Genomic DNA, 16,607 nt, shown 5'->3' with positions numbered 1-16,607 from the left:
GTCGTATGTACGGCGGTGGCGGGAAGGGGCTTGAGCCGCCGAGATGGTAATAGATACTCTCCCTCTATGCCCCTTACCTTTGAGCTCGATCCGGCCATGACCCCTGCCTTCCGCGACGACGTTCTCGACCTGTGGACCGAGGTGTCCAACGCGGGCGGGGCGGTGGGCTTCGTCCCGCCGGTCACGCGCGAGGAGATACGTCCGAGCCTCGTCAGGCAGCTGGCCGTGATGAGCGAGGGGCGCGCCCGGCTGCTCGTCGGGTACGACGAGCAGCGAAGGGCGGCCGCCACTGCCTTCCTCACCTTCAACACGGACCGGATGTCGGCGCACTGGCTGTGGCTCTACACGGTGATGGTGCATCCGCGGTACCAGGGCAAGGGCTACGGCCGGGACCTGATGGCCGCCGCGGCGGACGCGGCCCGCGGCTTCGAGGGCGTCGAGGCGATACGGCTCGCCTGCCGGGGCGGTCTCGGTCTGGAGCGGTTCTACGGCTCCTGCGGCTACAAGGAGGTCGGCCGGGTGCCCGGTGCGATCCGGGTGGCGAGCGGGGACGACCGCGACGACATCACGATGCTGCTGCCGCTGGGGTGAGGCGGCCGAGGCCCAACCCCCGTGCAAGATCAGGGCACCGGTCGTGTTTCACTGGACGGTGTTTGGGATTGTCCGGAACGGATGGAGTGGATTGAGATGCTCCGGTACACGCTGATGCGCCTCGGTATCTTCGTGGGCTGCCTCGTGGTCGTCTGGGGCCTCGTCTACTCGGGCATCGCCCCACGCGGCCTCGGCGACTCCAACGGCCTGTGGGTCATCCTGCTCGCCCTGGTGATCTCGGCCCCGATCAGCTTCGTGGTGCTGCGCAAGGAGCGGGACCGGGCCTCCGTGCAGATCGTGGGGAAGGTCGATCGCATGAAGGCCAACCTCGACGCGAACCGCACGCAGGAGGACAGCGCGGACGACGCCGTCAGGGCGCAGAGCCAGACGCCGTAACCATCGGCGGCCGACCGTCTGCCGGGTGCGCGGCACGCGTCCCGCGTGCTCGCACTCTCTGGTCGTCGGACAACTCCCGAGGTCTCGGTGGGGGCCTGTGGCCCCGCCGCGGTGAGGTGGCCCCGGTGCCTAGGCCGTCTCACCCGATCGCAAACGACTGCTAGCCCACCTGGCCCCAAGCGGTGGCGATGATGGCGGGCGTCCACTGCCCTGCGTGCTTCCATCTCGCAAGGAAGCTCACACGACGGCGGAGGACCGACAGCAGGACACCCACCCGCGAGCGGGTGCGGCGCGGCCTCGGCGGCTGGAAAAGGAGAACCGCGCGATGACCCCTGGCAGAGAAGCGATCACCTGTCCGTTCGACTTCAGCAAGGGGCTGGAGTTCGATCCCGCGTTCGCGGAGCTGATGGCCCGCGACTCCCTCACCCGGATCCGTCTGCCGTACGGCGACGCCGACGCCTGGCTGGTCACCGGGTTCGACGGGGTACGCCAGGTGACCACCGACCAGCGGTTCAGCCGTGCGGGGATCATCGGGTCCGACTACCCGCGGCTGACGCCGGAGCCCATCGTCTCCCCGGAGTCGATCAATGTGATGGACCCTCCGCACAGCAGCCGTCTCAGGCACCTGGCGTCACAGGCCTTCACCCCGCGGCACGTGGACCGGATGAGGCAGACGATCGTCCGGCTCGCGGACACCCTGCTCGACGAGATGGCTGCGCAGGGGCAGCCGGCGGACCTGGTGCACCATCTGTCGAACCCGCTTCCCCGGCAGACCATCTTCGATCTGCTCAGCATCCCCGAGAACGACTGGCCCCGGATGCAGGAGTACGTGCACCAGTTGCTCGCCACCGGCCCGGACAGCCGAGAGACCGCCGCGGCGGCCAAGGCCGAACTGCGGGCGTACTTCGGCGACTTGGTCGAACAGCGGCGGCGTTCCCCTGGGAAGGACCTGATCAGCGCGCTGGCCGCCGCCAAGGAGGGCGACGACACGTTCGACGACCAGGAACTGGCCGTCATGGCGCTGACGTTGACACTCAGCGGTCAGGACACGGCCACCTGCCAGATCAGCAACATCGCCTACCTCCTGCTGACCCGTCCCGAGCTGATGGATCACCTCAGGAGCCGGCCCGAGAGCCTGACAAACGTCCTGAACGAACTGCTCCGCTACATCCCCTTCCGCAAGGGCGTCGGTATCCCCCGGGTGGCGCGGGAGGACGTGGAGATGGACGGCGTACGGATCCGGGCAGGCGACTTCGTCCACGTCTCCTACCTGACGGCGAACCGCGACCCGGAGCGCTACCCGGACCCGCACGTCATCGACCCCGACCGGCCCTCCACGCCGCACATGACCTTCGGCTGGGGCGGACACCGCTGCATCGCCGTACCGCTGGCCATGGCGGAACTGGAAGTGGCCATCGGCCGGCTGCTGGAGCGCTTCCCGGGGCTGAGGCTGGCGGTACCGCCCAAGGAGGTGCGCTGGGACACGGAGACGATCCGCCGCTTCCCGATCGAGTTGCCCGTGGCCTGGTAGCGCCGGTGGCGGTTCAGCCGCTGTGGGGCCGCCCGTTTCAATTGGCGGGCGGCTCCTTGTAGAGGCGCACGGTGCTGAGGATCTTCCGCACGGTACTGTCCGGTATCTCGTCCTTCGCCCCCTTGACGCCCTCGAACGTCCATGACGCGAAGTCGCCTTCGGCGTTCTTGAAGGCGAACGTCATGGCCTTGCCGTCGAAGTCGCACTTGTCGCGCTTGCTGACGCCGGAGGACGTCGCCGTGCCCAAGCTGCCCGTGAGGCCGGACTTGGTGGTGTACGGCTCCACGGGACCGTTCTTGACGAGGTCCTTGTGCGGCTGGGTGTACCCGCCGTAGACCCAGAGGGCCGGGTCCTTGCCCGCGACCTCCTCCGTGCTCCGGGAGCCTTTGTTGCCCTTGGTGCCGGCGCCTCCCAGGGGGGTGTAGTCCACGGTGCCGTCCTTGTCGTCGTCGGACGCGCACCACTGTTCCTTGAGGAAGGCGGGCGCGGCGAAGGCGACGAGGGGCTTGTCCGACGGGTCGGTGTCCTCCGAGACATAGGACACCCAGCTCGTCGACTTGCGCGACCAGTCCGGCGGTACGTCGAATGCGATGCCCTGCTTCGGGTTCACGACGACTTTCCAGCCGGGGATGGTCGGCTTGTCCGTACCCCCGCTGCGTGGATTGCCCGACTCCGTGGGGTTCGACGTGTCCGACGTCGACGGATCCGGGTCGGCCTTGTCGTCCTTGCCGCCGCCCAGAACGACGAATCCGGTGACGCAGGCCGCGATCGCCACGGCGGCTGCGGCGACCGTCGCGATGACGGTGGTCCTGCGCTTGCCCTTGCGTGGCGGCTCGGGCGGGCTCGCGGTCAGCGTCGGCGCGTTCCACGGCGCCTGCTCCTGCCCCGGTGGCTGCTGCGCGTACGGGTTGGGCTGCTGGTACCCCGGCTGCTGATACGGATTCTGCCCCGAAGGGTTCGGCTGCTGTCCCTGCGGATTCTGCCCGCCCCCTGGCGGCTGCTCTCCTGGCCACATGGGCTGCAACCCTACGGGTTGTGCCGTGACCGAAGTCGGAGGGTGTCGGCCATGGTGATCATGGGATCTAGTGCTGTGGCCGGAAAGGTTCACCGGCTCGCGGCGTCCGGTGCTGGGGGCACCTCCCGAGCAGTCGAGCTACCGAACACTTGCCCAGTGCTCCACCCTTCAGGGTGGAGGTGAAGGGCGTCCGGTCCCTTGCGGCCCGGAGGGCCACAGCGGCATGGCTACGACTGCGTCATCCGATGACGGAGTTGTCGGATCTACCGCCGGACGGGCGGAAAGTGACGCCTGTGCAGGCCCCTGTAAGACCGATCTCCCCGGAGAGCGGCAAGGGCCGGTGAAGCAGGAACCCGAGGTGGCACCGCGTAGCGGTGCGGACCGCAATCTCCTGCCCTCGGGCAGGAGAGGACGTCAAACGGCGACCCTGCTCTCGGCGAGCCCGCCGGGTACCCGACGGGACATCTGTCAGGTCTGGTTGGAGCCGGGATCGGTGCGCGCGTCGGAGCCGCACCTCCCGGGTTCGATGGAGCACCTGGTGGTGAGCGCGGGGCGGGTCCTCGCGGGGCCGCGCGGCGAGGAGGTGGAGCTCGGCCCTGGCGACTACATGGCCTACCGCGGCGATGTGCCGCATTCCTATGAGGCGCTGGCGCCCGGGACCATGTTCGTGCTGATCATGCAGCACGTGTGAGTGGGTGGAGGGCGCGGTGCGAAGGGGCGCGAGGGGGGCGGCCCGGGCCGGGCGGCCGCCAAAAATGCAGGAGCCCCCTGCGCCGGAGGGCGCGCGGGGCTCCTTGGGTACTGCTGTCCGTTCCGGATCAAAGCATCGGGCTCAGTGAGCTCAAAGGCCCTGCGAGCCGAAGGCCTGGAACCGAAGACCGAAACTCCGAGACCGAGACCTCAGATGGCCGTGACGTTCTCCGCCTGCGGACCCTTCGGGCCCTGCGTCACGTCGAAGCTCACCTGCTGGTTCTCCTCGAGCGAGCGGAAGCCGTTCGCATTGATCGCGGAGTAGTGGACGAAGACGTCGGGGCCGCCGCCTTCCTGGGCGATGAAGCCAAAGCCCTTTTCGGCGTTGAACCACTTCACGGTTCCGGTAGCCATAAGCCCTCCTTGGGCCCAAAGGGTTGCCCTGCTCCAGAACCTGCAAGTGTGAAAACTGAGCGCCGCACAACTGCATATGTCTGAAAACGACGAGAGCCCGCGGTTACATGCTCCGCAGGCTCTGTACTGCAAGGAAACCAAACTGCAACTTGCGGCGAGCCTAGCACGCGGGCAGCCGAAAGCAATAGAGGTCAAGATCACGTCACCCGGATGTGGGCGCGGGCGGCGATCCGACTTGACGTCATTGCGTCTCATGGTAATCGCAGAGGTTGACACCAGGGGTACGGGGGGTCATTTAGGTCGCCTACGGGCCCTGGGGGGAGCACCGTACCGCATGGGGTCTAGTCTCGCGATGTGGACAATTCTCGCACCAGGCCACGCGTAGGCCACATTCAGTTCCTGAACTGCCTGCCCCTGTACTGGGGGCTTGCGAGAACCGGAACGCTCCTGGACCTCGAGCTCACCAAGGACACCCCCGACAAGCTCAACGAGATGCTGGTGCAGGGCGATCTCGACGTGGCGCCCGTCAGCCTGGTCGAGTTCCTCCGGAACGCCGACCAGCTGGTCGCCTTCCCCGACATCGCCGTCGGCTGCGACGGCCCGGTGATGTCCTGCGTGATCGTCTCCCAGGTTCCGCTGGACCGCCTCGACGGCGCCCGGGTCGCCCTGGGATCCACCTCACGGACGTCCGTACGCCTTGCGCGGCTGCTGCTCGCCGAGCGGTTCGGAGTGACGCCTGAGTACTTCACCTGCCCGCCCGACCTCAGCCTGATGATGCAGGAGGCCGAGGCGGCGGTGCTGATCGGCGATGCCGCCCTGCGTGCCAACCTGGTCGACGCACCGCGCTACGGCCTCGCCGTGCACGACCTCGGCACGCTGTGGAAGGAGTGGACGGGTCTGCCGTTCGTCTTCGCGGTGTGGGCGGCCCGGCGCGACTACCTGGAGCGCGAGCCGTCCATCACGCGCCAGGTGCACGAGGCCTTCCTGGCCTCCCGCGATCTGTCCCTGGAGGAGGTCGGCAAGGTCGCGGAGCAGGTGGCGCGCTGGGAGGCCTTCGACGAGCAGGCCCTGGAGCGGTACTTCACCACCCTCGACTTCCGCTTCGGCGGGCCCCAGTTGGAGGCGGTCGCCGAGTTCGCCCGGCGGGTCGGCCCGACGACCGGGTTCCCGGCGGACGTGAAGGTGAAACTCCTGGAACCGTAGGGGAGTTACGGCGGGAGCGGGCACTACCCTGCTGGGGACTCGAGGCGTATGGGGGAAGGGGACGCCATGCAGCCGCTCGAGGCCGGTGAGCCCATCGTCGTGGGGCCCTACCGGCTGCTCGGCAGGCTCGGCTCCGGCGGGATGGGCCGCGTCTATCTGGGGCGCAGCGCCGGCGGTCGCACGGTCGCGGTCAAGGTCGTGCATCCGCACTTCGCGCTGGACGAGGAGTTCCGTGCCCGCTTCCGCCGCGAGGTGGAGGCCGCGCGGCGGGTCGGTGGCGCGTGGACCGCGCCCGTCCTGGACGCGGACCCTCAGGCCCCGGTGCCATGGGTGGCGACCGGGTACGCAGCCGGTCCCTCGCTGGCCGCCGCCGTCGCGGACGGCGGCCCGCTGCCCACGCATTCGGTACGGGCCCTGGGCGCGGGCCTCGCGGAGGCGCTCACGGCGGTACACGGGCTGGGCCTGGTCCACCGGGACGTGAAGCCGTCGAACGTCCTGCTGACCCTGGACGGCCCCCTCCTCATCGACTTCGGCATCGCACGGGCCATCGACGGCACGGCGTCGCTGACCTCCACGGGCGTGTCCATCGGTTCGCCCGGCTATATGTCCCCCGAACAGATCCTCGGCAAGGGCGTCACGGGCGCGGCCGATGTCTTCTCACTGGGGGCCGTGCTGGCGTACGCGGCGACCGGGGAGTCCCCCTTCCCCGGCGACTCGTCCGCGGCACTGCTGTACAAGGTGGTCCACGAGGAGCCCGAACTCGGCTTGCTGGAAGGCGAGGTGCGCGAGCTGGTGGCCGTGTGCCTGGCGAAGGACCCGGCCGCGCGGCCCGCCCCGGCCGAGGTGGCCCGCCGCCTCGCCCCGCAGGGCGCGGCCGGCCTGGTGACGGGCGGCTGGCTGCCGGGCCCGCTGGTGGAACAGGTCAGCCGGAGCGCCGTACACCTGCTGAACCTGGAGGTGACGGAGGCGACGCCGTCGGGACCGGTGGGGTTCAGCAGGGCGTCGACGGGGGAGGTGCCCTGGGCGCCTGCCGGTGTGCCGCCGACCGGGGACGGCTCCGCCTCGGCTTCGGATCCGTCGGGGAGGTTCGGGCCGCCGCCCGCCGGCGTCTTCGGTCCGCCGCCCGACATGGCCGCACCCAAGGTGCCTCCCGCCCCCGTGCCGCAGGCTCGGCCGTCGAACGACGCGTCCCCCGCCGACGGCGGGCCCGGGAAGCTCTCCGTGAGTGTGGCCGCGACCTCCGCGCCGGGAGCGGGCGGGCGGGGCCGCCGGGTGAGCTGCACGGTCGCGCTGGTGGTCGCGGGAGCGCTGGCCGCCGTCACCATCGGGTCGGCGTTCGTGTCCGGGCTGTTCGACAACGGCTCCTCGAGTCAGGGGGGCGACTCCTCCCCCCTGCCCGACAGCAGTTCGGTCCCCTCCGGTGACGGCCGGGCCGGCGGCGTTCCCGCGGCCTACCTCGGCACCTGGGAGGGCGAGGCGAAGGCCCTCGGGGGCACGCTGCCGGCGGGCACGTTCCACCTGACCGTCCACCGGGCCGCCGCGGGCGAGGAGTTCGGCACGCTGCGGCAGACCGACCAGCTCGGCGGCATCTGCGAGGACGTACTCATCCTGGACAAGGCCACGAAGACACAGCTCGCCGCGACGAGCATGGCCAAGGCGACCAACCGCGCCGTGTGCACGAAGGGCAGGCACACCGTACGGCTGACCCCCGTCGGCGACGATCTCAAGGTCGAGATGCAGGACTCGGACGCGGGAAATCCGACGGCACGGCTGACGAAGATCAAGTAAGGGCGGTCCCGGATCGCGCGCGGTGGTGAACGCCCGGCAGACGGAGGACGGGTACAAGGCCGCCGAACACGGCCGGGTCTTCGTCAAGGTGGACCGGTCCTTCCTGTCGCCGCAGGTCTGCTCGGCCTGCGGCTTCAGGGACGGGCCCAAGCCCCTGCACGTGCGGGCATGGATGTGCCAGAACTGCGGCAGCGAGCACGACCGGGACCACAACGCAGCCAGGAACGTCCTTTCGAAGGGCGTCGGATCGTCGCCGCCGGACGGGCGGAGACGCTGAACGCCTCGCCGAGCGCAGACACCTCACGGTCGCAGCGCGGTGAAGCAGGAAGCCCCCGAGACGGTCAGCCGACCGTGGCATGAATCCCCGTCCATTAGGACAAGGAGCACGTCAAGTACGCTGGTTCGGTCCATCCGTCCGTCCCCCCAGCACCCTTGTTCGGAACGCGCTTCGCGCCTGTTTTTCTCCCCCTTACGAAAGGCACGCCCGGTGACCGAGAAGGCCGACCTCACGTCCATTGATGTCACAGCCGTCCTCGACCGTGCCGCCGCCGGTGGGCGGATCACTCCCGAAGAAGCGCTCGTCCTCTACCGTGACGCGCCGCTGCACGCGCTGGGCGCCGCCGCCGACGCCGTACGCCGCCGCAAGTACGCCGGCACCGAGCACATCGCCACGTACATCATCGAGCGCAACATCAACTACACGAACGTGTGCGTGACCGCGTGCAGGTTCTGCGCCTTCTACGCGGCCCCGAAGGACACGGCCAAGGGCTGGACGCGCGACCTCGACGACATTCTGCGGCGCTGTGCCGAGACCGTCGAACTCGGCGGCACCCAGATCATGTTCCAGGGCGGCCACCACCCGGACTACGGCGTCGAGTACTACGAGAAGCACTTCCGCGCCATCAAGGAGGCCTTCCCGCAGCTGGTCATCCACAGCCTGGGGGCGTCCGAGGTCGAGCACATGGCGCGGATCTCGGGTGTGAGCGTGGAGGAGGCCATCACGCGCATCCACGCCGCAGGGCTCGACTCGTTCGCCGGTGCCGGCGCCGAGCTGCTGCCCGAGCGGCCGCGCAAGGCCATCGCGCCGCTGAAGGAGAGCGGCGAGCGCTGGCTGGAGATCATGGAGATCGCACACGGGCTGGGTGTCGAGTCGACGTCCACGATGCTCATGGGCACGGGCGAGACCAACGCCGAGCGCATCGAGCACCTGCGGATGATCCGTGACGTACAGGACCGCACGGGCGGCTTCCGGGCCTTCATCCCGTACACCTACCAGCCCGAGAACAACCATCTGAAGGGCCGCACCCAGGCGACCATCTTCGAGTACCTGCGGATGATCGCGATCGCCCGCATCTTCCTCGACAACGTCCAGCACATCCAGGGCTCGTGGCTGACCACCGGTAAGGAGATCGGCCAGCTGTCCCTGCACTACGGCGCGGACGACCTCGGCTCGATCATGCTGGAGGAGAACGTCGTCTCCTCGGCCGGTGCCAAGCACCGCTCCAACCGCCAGGAGATCATCGACCTGATCCGGAAGGCGGGGCGGGTTCCGGCCCAGCGCGCCACCACGTACGAGCACCTCGTCGTCCACGACGACCCGGCGAACGACCCCGCCGACGAGCGGGTCGTGTCCCACATCTCCTCGACGGCGATCGAGGGCGGCACGGCGCATCCGGAACTGAAGCTGCTCCCCTCCAACTGACCTTCCCATGCTGACGATCCATGCCGCCGACCTTCTGATCACGGGGGACCGCCGGCGGCCGTCCGTAGCGGCCGGCGCGGTGCTCGTCGACGGCCGGGAGTGTGCAGCCGTCGGTCCGTTCGAGGAACTGGCGGCGGCGCATCCGGCCGCCCGCGTCCGGCGCTGGCCCGGGCTCCTCACGCCGGGGCTGCTGAATCCTTACGGTCCCGAACTGCTGGAGCAGGCCTACCATCCCGACCCGCGCGAGGCGGACCAACTGGGCACCGAACCGCTCATGGGCGAGGCCCTCGCGGCGCTCCCCATGGCCGACGCCCGCTGGGGCGCGAGCGCGCGACGCGGCGTGCAGCGGATGCTGGCGCACGGAACCGTCGCCGTGGCGGGGGACCTGTGGCGCCCCGCGGTGGTGGACGCCGTGTACCGGGCGGGACTGAGCGTGGAGGAGCGGTTCAGTGCTCCGAGTGGCCGGCCGAGCCTCGATCCGCTGGCCGGACGGAGCCTGGCGGAGGCGATGGTGTCGCCGTTCCCGCCGGAGGGCGTGGACGCCACGTTCGCGGTGTTCGACGTCCCGGACGAGGCCACGCTGACCGGACAGGGAGCCGGTACCTGCGTGGCGACGGTCGTCGCGGGACGCCTGGTGTACCGCCGCCGCTGAATCCCCGGCGCTCGGGCCGGGTGCCTGCGTCACGCCCTGCCCGTACTGCCACAATGGGGACCGTGACCCGCGCATCCCTGGACAAGCAGCCGCACGAAGTCGCCTCGATGTTCGACGGCGTGGCGGAACGGTACGACCTGACGAACGACGTGCTGTCACTCGGACAGGCGCGACTGTGGCGCAAGGAGGTCGCGAAGGCGGTCGACGCACGCCCCGCGCAGAAGGTCCTCGACCTGGCGGCGGGCACGGCGACCTCGTCGCTCCCCTTCACGCGCACCGGTGCGTACGTCGTCCCCTGCGACTTCTCCCTCGGGATGCTCCAGGTCGGCAAACAGCGGCACACCTGGATGCCGTTCACGGCGGGCGACGCGACGCGGCTGCCGTTCAAGGACGACGTCTTCGACGCGGTGACCATTTCCTTCGGGCTGCGGAACGTGCAGGACACGGACGCGGCCCTGCGCGAGCTGTACCGGGTGACGAAGCCGGGCGGACGGGTCGTGATCTGCGAGTTCTCGCATCCGACCTGGGCGCCCTTCCGGACCGTGTACACCGAGTACCTGATGCGCGCCCTGCCGCCGGCGGCCCGCGCGGTGTCGTCCAACCCCGACGCGTACGCCTACCTCGCCGAGTCCATCCGCGACTGGCCCGACCAGCCGGGCCTCGCCGAGCGGCTGCGCACGGCGGGCTGGTCGAAGGTGGCGTGGCGCAACCTGACCGGCGGGGTGGTCGCCCTGCACCGCGGCTTCAAGACGTCCTGACGGCCAGGGCTCGCCCGAGCAACCTGTCCCCCGGCTCGTCGAGTTCGCGGTGGCTCCCGCCCGGTGGCGGAATGGGCAGCCGCGGCTCGCGGACCCCCGCGCCTCCGTCGCCCTCGCCCTCACCGAGGTCGAACCACACGGTGATCGCGGCACCGCGTGGCACCTCGGCGCCGGGGGGGGGGAACTGGCGTACCACGTAATCGACGACGGTGCGGTGGAAGTCCGGGCGGTCGGGCGCGGCGAGCAGGGCGCCCCGCTTCGCGGCGGCCTCGCGTGCGTCCACCGCCATCAGTCCGACCAGTCGTGGCACACGCACTTCGGGTGTCTTGGGTGTTATGGGCACAGATGCCACCCCCAGCGGTAACCGGGAACGGTAACCGGCCGAGGGTGTCACCCGGAAGCGTTATCTGTCGTTCTGTAGCCTTCGATGACTCAGCGTCACAGATCGAGCCGGTAGCAGTGCCCCTCCTGCTGTGACTCGGGGGTGGTGAAGACCTCGGCGAGGTGCATGCCCAGCCGCCGGGTGACCGCGATCGACCGGGTGTTGCGGGCGTTGACCATGGCCACCACGCTGCCCACGCCCGCCGCCCGCACCCGCTCCAGCGTGGTGAGCGCGGCCGCGGTGACGTACCCCTTGCCCCAGTGCGCCCGGCCGAGCCGCCAGCCGATCTCGATCTCCCCCTTCGGGCCCCACTCGCGCGGCCACGGCTGCGCGCCCGTGAATCCGATGACCCCGCCCGCCTCGTCGAGCATGGTCCACAGGCAGAAGCCGTGCTCGGCGTCGTGCCTGCGCTGGCGGGCGGTGAGCTCCTCGTAGACGGACAGCTCGGCGGCCCGGCCGCCGTGGAACTCCATGACCTCGGGGTCGTCGAAGAGCCGGTGCCAGGCGACGGCGTCCTCGTCGGTGGGAACGCGCAGCCGTACATCGGGGAGGGTTCGGTTCACGGGAGGCAGCCCTTCAGCCGGGAGATCGGTACCGCTGAATAGACTGCCCATGTCCAGCGCCCGTCAGCACGCCGTTTTTGCCGCGGTTCTTCACCGTGGTTCTCGTGGCCGTTGTCGCTGCCGCCGCCGCTGGTGCCGTCACCGCCCGTCGTCGAGTCCCGTGGAGAACCCGTCGTGACCGAACCCCAGCCCCTTACCGAACACACCGCCGATGTGATCGTCGTCGGGGCCGGGCCAGCCGGTTCCACCACCGCGTACTACCTGGCGAAGTCCGGGCTCGACGTGCTGCTCCTGGAGAAGACCGCGTTCCCGCGCGAGAAGGTGTGCGGCGACGGGCTCACGCCCCGCGCCACCAAGCAGCTCGTCTCGATGGGCATCGACATCTCCGAGGAGGCCGGCTGGCTGCGCAACAAGGGCCTGCGCATCATCGGCGGCGGGGTACGGCTCCAGCTCGACTGGCCGGATCTCGCCTCGTACCCGGACTACGGCCTCGTCCGCAAGCGTGACGACTTCGACGAGCAGCTGGCCCGGCAGGCGCAGAAGGCGGGCGCCCGCCTGTACGAGCGCTGCAACGTGGGCGCGCCGATCATCGACGACCGCACCGGCCGCATCACCGGCGTGCACGCCAAGCTCGGCGAGGAGAAGCGCGAAGTCACCTTCCACGCGCCGCTGGTGGTGGCCGCGGACGGCAACTCCTCGCGTCTGTCGCTGGCGATGGGCCTGCACCGCCGCGAGGACCGCCCGATGGGCGTCGCGGTCCGTACGTACTTCACCTCCCCGCGCCACGACGACGACTACCTGGAGTCCTGGCTGGAGCTGTGGGACCGGCGCGGCGGCCAGGACCGGCTGCTGCCCGGCTACGGCTGGATCTTCGGCATGGGCGACGGCACGAGCAACGTCGGTCTGGGCGTCCTCAACACCTCGGCCTCCTTCAAGGAGCTGGACTGGCGCGAGGTCCTCAAGGCCTGGTGCGCCTCGATGCCCGAGGACTGGGGGTACACGCCGGAGAACATGACCGGCCCGATCCGCGGCGCCGCCCTGCCCATGGCCTTCAACCGCCAGCCGCACTACACGAAGGGCCTGCTGCTCGTCGGCGACGCGGGCGGCCTGGTCAACCCCTTCAACGGCGAGGGCATCGCGTACGCCATGGAGTCGGGCCAGATCGCCGCGGACGTCATCGTCCAGGCGCTGGCCCGCGCGACCCCGGCCCAGCGCGAACTGGCCCTGCAGAACTACCCGAAGATCCTCAAGGACACCTACGGGGGCTACTACACGCTGGGCCGCGCCTTCGTGAAGCTCATCGGCAACCCGAAGGTGATGAAGATCGCGACGCAGCGGGGCCTGACGCACCCGCTGCTGATGAAGTTCACGCTGAAGCTGCTGGCCAACCTGACGGACCCGACGGGAGGCGACGCGATGGACCGGGTGATCAACGGTCTGTCGAAGGTGGCCCCGAAGGCGTGACCTCTTGGGGGGCGCTCAGCTCCGCCTCCTTCGCCGCGCGCTGCGCGAACACCTCCTCGCGCCGGTCCGTCATCTGTCGAAGCGCGTCCTTGCGGTCGCGCTTCGACAGCCGGTCCAGATACACCTGCCCGTACAGGTGGTCCGTCTCGTGGAGGAGGCAGCGGGCGAAATAGCCCTTGCCCTCGAGGACGAGCGGTGTGCCGTCCTTGTCGTGGCCCCGGACCACGGCACGGTCGGGCCTCGGCACCTCCCGCCAGGCGCCCGGCACGGACAGGCAGCCCTCGGGCTCGTCGAGGAGGCGCCGGCCCGTGGTGTCCGGCTCGTCCACGACCGGGTTGACGATGTGGCCGACGTGGCGGTTGCCGTCCTCGTCGGGGCAGTCGAAGACGAAGAGACGGAGGTCCACGCCGACCTGGTTCGCCGCCAGGCCGCAGCCGTCGGCCACATACATCGTCAGGAACATGTCGTCGATGAGGGCGGCCAGGTCCGGGGAGCCGAACTCCGCCGCGGTGACCTCCCGGCAGGGCCGGTGCAGCACGTCCTCGCCCACCTCGGTGATCCGCCGCACGGCACCGCGGCGCGCCTCCGGTGCCGTCGCCGGGTACGAGGCTACGGGCTTCCCCTGCACGAACACTCCCGGCATCACTGCTCCTTGCTCCTGTGGCGGGCCATGCGGCCGCCGCCCACCGTTTGCCGATGGCTTTGCAAAGTAGCAGACTTTGCAAAGTGACCGAAGACGACGCGAGCCGTGTGTCCGAAACGCTGCCCGAGCACGAAGTGCGCACCGCCCTGCTGGAGTTGCTGGCCGAGGTGGGCACCGTCACCGCCACGGAGGCCGCCGCCCGGCTCGGCTACAGCTCCGGCCTGTGCTCCTTCCATCTGCGGCAGCTGGCACGGTACGGGCACATCGAGGAGGTTCCGGTCAGCCGGGGGCGGGCCAAACCGTGGCGGCTGCGGGGACAGAGCTCACAGCCCGTGGGCTTCGGGGAGCTGGCGCGGGGCCTGGAGGACGAGAGCTACCAGCAGTGGCTCGCGCAGAAGGAACGGGTGCCCGAACAGTGGCGGCGGGACGAGGCGTTCAGCGCGGTCGTCTATCTCACGCCGGAGGAGATGGCGTCCGTCGCGGACACCGTGCGCCGTGCGCTCGCCCGCTACCAGGACCGCGAACAGCGGCCCACCATCCGGCCGGACGGGGCCCGACCCGTCGCTGTGGTGACGCGTGTGTTCCCTTTGGTCTGAATCCGCAGGGCGTGAGGATGCCGCGCACGGCCGTGCGACAGCACGACAACGTACCGCCGGGCGCAGATGGTTCGGGCGCCGGGTGGCGCCGTGGGTGAGCGCTGTACGCACACATGCGGAGGGGCCGCCGCGCCAACCGGCGTGGCGGCCCTCATCCGTGGAGCCGATGGAGCCCGCCAGGGGCCCTGTGCTCAGAGCACGCGGACCGCGCCGGACGGCGGGTCGTACGACAGCGGCTTCTCGACGACGCCGGTGGCGGAGTTCTGCGCGCCGACGAACATGCCGCCGCCGACGTACACCGCCACGTGGTACGCGCTGCCCGCGCCGCCCCAGTAGAGGATGTCGCCCGGCTGCAGATTGCTCAGCGAGACCTGGGTGCCTGCGGTCGACTGGGCCTGCGAGACGCGCGGCAGGTTCACGCCGACCTGCTTGAACGCGGCCTGGACGAGACCCGAGCAGTCCCAGGAGTTGGGACCGGTGCCGCCGGAGACGTACGCGTCGCCGATCTGCGCCTTGGCGAAGGCGATGACCGTGGCGGCCGAACCGGTGGCCGTGGAGCTGCTGTTCTTCGCGGTGCTGGACGGCGCGCTGCTGGTCGAGGCGCTGACCGGCGCGGCGTCGGTGAGGACGGTGCGCTGGGCGCTGCGCGAGGCGGCGGCCTCGGCGGCCTTGCGCTCGGCTTCGGCCTTCCTCTCGGCCTCGGCCTTCTTCTTGGCCTCGGCCTTCCGCTTGGCCTCCGCGGCCTTCTTCTTGGCCTCGGCGAGGTCCGTCTTGGCCTGCTTCGCGGCCTTTGCTGCGGCGGCGTCACGCTCGGCCTGCAGCTGGTAGTTGGCGGCGGCCTGCTGAGTGGCCTCCGCGGACTGGGCGACCTGCGTGGCCAGGTCGGCCGTGAGGGTGGGCAGTTCGAGAGTCTGCGTCACCGGCTCGGCGGCGTACGCCGAGGCCGACGAGCCGGCCACGGCCAGGGTTCCGATGACGCCACCGGCAACTCCGGCCCGCATCGCGATCGTCGACGCGCTGCGGTTGCGGGGCTTCCGGTGGTTGCGTATGTGAGCGGTGTGGGACATGGCTACTAGCGGTATCAGGGGCCCCTCCATACCTTCAAGAAACGTGTGCTGCGCCACAGTTGTTCAGGTGGTGTCCTGAATCCCGGGCGTGTCGCTCTTTATTGACGCCGTAACGGGCATAGCGGACACTGATGATCAAGCCTGTGATCATGGGTTTTCGCTGTTACGCCCGAATTGCCCCGCGCCTACCATTCGTGGACCTGCATGGCCAAGCCCGCTTTATGCGGGCCTCACGCAGATGTGGCGGAGGTCACGGAACGGTCACCGCAGCGAGCGCGTCTCGCGCGTGACCCGCACTCCTCGTCCCGGCTGCGCGCAGGCGCCCTCTGTCCGCGAGGGGAGCTCCCGCTCGTGAACGCGTGCACGTGTCCACTTTCGTCCTCACTCCTCCCCTCAACGTGTGAACGCGACCTCCTATCAAGGGATCCGGTCCAGGGCCAATTTGCCTCGAGTGATCTCCGCTTGATAGTGCGAAACGGCCTCTACCTGCGACGACGATCGAAAATGTCACCTCTTGGTGATCACTTGGCTGCTTCGCGTACGAAGGTCACCGCTCATCCGACTTCATGATCCTTCGTCGGGTGGTAAAGATCACAAAGTACGTGGGCACCCCCGTGTCGCAGATCACATACGGCCGGGCATAAGATGCGGGACAGTTGGGCTTGTGACCTGCTTCACATGTACGCGATCTTCGCTGAGGCGAGCGGGGCTCGTGGGACAGGTGTGACCGCTGTGGGTCCAGTGCAACCGCCAGCAGTCAGTGCCGACTGAGAGGAGCGAGGAGCGGTGAACGCGTATGCGCCCATCCTCGTACTGGGAGCCCTCGGGGCAGGCTTTGCGATCTTCTCCGTGGTCATGGCCACGCTGATCGGTCCGAAGCGGTACAACCGGGCCAAGCTCGAGGCCTACGAGTGCGGTATCGAGCCGACCCCCACGCCGGCCGGTGGCGGGCGCTTCCCCATCAAGTACTACCTGACGGCGATGCTCTTCATCGTCTTCGACATCGAGATCGTCTTCCTCTATCCGTGGGCCGTCACCTTCGACGCCCTCGGGATCTTCGGGCTCGTGGAGATGCTGCTCTTCGTGCTCACCGTCTTCGTCGCCTACGCGTACGTATGGCGGCGTGGCGGCCTGGAATGGGACTGAGGGGCT

At 69.6% G+C, this 16,607-nt stretch carries 18 protein-coding genes and 1 pseudogene; 13 read left to right on the top strand and 6 right to left on the bottom strand.

Going from position 1 to position 16,607, the window contains the following annotated elements; all coding sequences use genetic code 11:
- The first annotated feature begins 66 nt into the window (after positions 1 to 66).
- The 3 genes from BIV24_RS03495 (at position 67) to BIV24_RS03485 (ending at position 2,518) form a co-directional block, all read left to right on the top strand.
- Positions 67 to 591, top strand: a complete 525-nt coding sequence (locus BIV24_RS03495) for a GNAT family N-acetyltransferase (protein ID WP_071364625.1) — start codon at positions 67 to 69, stop codon at positions 589 to 591.
- Between the two features lie 96 nt (positions 592 to 687).
- Positions 688 to 987, top strand: coding sequence for a DUF4229 domain-containing protein (locus BIV24_RS03490; RefSeq protein WP_071364690.1), 300 nt, complete (start codon positions 688 to 690; stop codon positions 985 to 987).
- Positions 988 to 1,312: 325 nt separating this feature from the next.
- On the top strand, positions 1,313 to 2,518 hold the full coding sequence (locus BIV24_RS03485; protein WP_071364624.1) for a cytochrome P450: 1,206 nt from the start codon (positions 1,313 to 1,315) through the stop codon (positions 2,516 to 2,518).
- A 37-nt stretch (positions 2,519 to 2,555) separates the two neighbouring features.
- Here BIV24_RS03485 and BIV24_RS03480 read toward each other — a convergent pair whose 3' ends face one another.
- Positions 2,556 to 3,533, bottom strand: coding sequence for a DUF8017 domain-containing protein (locus BIV24_RS03480; protein ID WP_071364623.1), 978 nt, complete (start codon positions 3,531 to 3,533; stop codon positions 2,556 to 2,558).
- Between the two features lie 421 nt (positions 3,534 to 3,954).
- Between BIV24_RS03480 and BIV24_RS03475 the strand changes: the two are divergent.
- A pseudogene (locus BIV24_RS03475) lies at positions 3,955 to 4,224 on the top strand (cupin domain-containing protein); the annotation flags it as partial.
- A 209-nt stretch (positions 4,225 to 4,433) separates the two neighbouring features.
- Here BIV24_RS03475 and BIV24_RS03470 read toward each other — a convergent pair.
- Positions 4,434 to 4,637 carry a cold-shock protein gene (locus tag BIV24_RS03470; protein WP_043442843.1) on the bottom strand — a complete coding sequence of 68 codons (204 nt, stop codon included), beginning with the start codon at positions 4,635 to 4,637 and terminating at the stop codon, positions 4,434 to 4,436.
- 354 nt (positions 4,638 to 4,991) lie between these two features.
- Between BIV24_RS03470 and BIV24_RS03465 the strand changes: the two genes are divergently transcribed.
- From BIV24_RS03465 to BIV24_RS03440, 6 genes are all read left to right on the top strand, one after another.
- Positions 4,992 to 5,840 (top strand): menaquinone biosynthetic enzyme MqnA/MqnD family protein, encoded by an 849-nt coding sequence (locus BIV24_RS03465; protein WP_071364622.1) that lies wholly within the window; start codon positions 4,992 to 4,994, stop codon positions 5,838 to 5,840.
- A 66-nt stretch (positions 5,841 to 5,906) separates the two neighbouring features.
- Positions 5,907 to 7,628 (top strand): serine/threonine-protein kinase, encoded by a 1,722-nt coding sequence (locus BIV24_RS03460; RefSeq protein WP_071364621.1) that lies wholly within the window; start codon positions 5,907 to 5,909, stop codon positions 7,626 to 7,628.
- Between the two features lie 25 nt (positions 7,629 to 7,653).
- Entirely contained in the window at positions 7,654 to 7,905 is a 252-nt protein-coding gene (locus BIV24_RS03455) for a zinc ribbon domain-containing protein (protein WP_342745235.1), read from the top strand.
- 210 nt (positions 7,906 to 8,115) lie between these two features.
- Complete coding sequence (gene mqnC, locus BIV24_RS03450; protein WP_071364619.1) at positions 8,116 to 9,330, top strand: cyclic dehypoxanthinyl futalosine synthase; 1,215 nt, start codon at positions 8,116 to 8,118, stop codon at positions 9,328 to 9,330.
- A gap of 7 nt (positions 9,331 to 9,337) precedes the next feature.
- Positions 9,338 to 9,982 (top strand): imidazolonepropionase-like domain-containing protein, encoded by a 645-nt coding sequence (locus BIV24_RS03445; protein ID WP_071364618.1) that lies wholly within the window; start codon positions 9,338 to 9,340, stop codon positions 9,980 to 9,982.
- Between the two features lie 62 nt (positions 9,983 to 10,044).
- Positions 10,045 to 10,740, top strand: a complete 696-nt coding sequence (locus BIV24_RS03440) for a demethylmenaquinone methyltransferase (protein WP_071364689.1) — start codon at positions 10,045 to 10,047, stop codon at positions 10,738 to 10,740.
- On the opposite strand, the gene BIV24_RS03435 is transcribed toward BIV24_RS03440, so the two are convergent.
- Together BIV24_RS03435 and BIV24_RS03430 are read right to left on the bottom strand one after the other, a co-directional pair.
- Positions 10,727 to 11,056, bottom strand: a complete 330-nt coding sequence (locus BIV24_RS03435; RefSeq protein ID WP_281247686.1) for a PASTA domain-containing protein — start codon at positions 11,054 to 11,056, stop codon at positions 10,727 to 10,729. The two genes, BIV24_RS03440 and BIV24_RS03435, sit on opposite strands and share 14 nt — an antisense overlap.
- Positions 11,057 to 11,178: 122 nt before the next feature.
- Entirely contained in the window at positions 11,179 to 11,685 is a 507-nt protein-coding gene (locus tag BIV24_RS03430) for a GNAT family N-acetyltransferase (RefSeq protein WP_071364616.1), read from the bottom strand.
- A gap of 174 nt (positions 11,686 to 11,859) precedes the next feature.
- Here BIV24_RS03430 and BIV24_RS03425 point away from each other — a divergent pair, with 174 nt between their 5' ends.
- Positions 11,860 to 13,149 (top strand): geranylgeranyl reductase family protein, encoded by a 1,290-nt coding sequence (locus BIV24_RS03425; protein WP_071364615.1) that lies wholly within the window; start codon positions 11,860 to 11,862, stop codon positions 13,147 to 13,149.
- Here BIV24_RS03425 and def read toward each other — a convergent pair.
- On the bottom strand, positions 13,115 to 13,792 hold the full coding sequence (gene def, locus BIV24_RS03420; RefSeq protein ID WP_071364614.1) for a peptide deformylase: 678 nt from the start codon (positions 13,790 to 13,792) through the stop codon (positions 13,115 to 13,117). The two genes, BIV24_RS03425 and def, sit on opposite strands and share 35 nt — an antisense overlap.
- Positions 13,793 to 13,875: 83 nt before the next feature.
- On the opposite strand from def, the gene BIV24_RS03415 reads away from it, so the two are divergent.
- Positions 13,876 to 14,388, top strand: coding sequence for a winged helix-turn-helix domain-containing protein (locus BIV24_RS03415; RefSeq protein WP_071364613.1), 513 nt, complete (start codon positions 13,876 to 13,878; stop codon positions 14,386 to 14,388).
- A gap of 191 nt (positions 14,389 to 14,579) precedes the next feature.
- Here BIV24_RS03415 and BIV24_RS03410 read toward each other — a convergent pair whose 3' ends face one another.
- Positions 14,580 to 15,455, bottom strand: a complete 876-nt coding sequence (locus BIV24_RS03410) for a C40 family peptidase (RefSeq protein WP_071364612.1) — start codon at positions 15,453 to 15,455, stop codon at positions 14,580 to 14,582.
- Between the two features lie 786 nt (positions 15,456 to 16,241).
- Here BIV24_RS03410 and BIV24_RS03405 point away from each other — a divergent pair.
- Positions 16,242 to 16,601, top strand: coding sequence for an NADH-quinone oxidoreductase subunit A (locus tag BIV24_RS03405; RefSeq protein ID WP_003992243.1), 360 nt, complete (start codon positions 16,242 to 16,244; stop codon positions 16,599 to 16,601).
- Positions 16,602 to 16,607 lie beyond the last annotated feature (6 nt).

Source organism: Streptomyces colonosanans, from assembly GCF_001866645.1.
Taxonomy (GTDB): Bacteria; Actinomycetota; Actinomycetes; order Streptomycetales; family Streptomycetaceae; genus Streptomyces; species Streptomyces colonosanans.
This window is presented reverse-complemented; position numbering and strand designations above follow the sequence as displayed.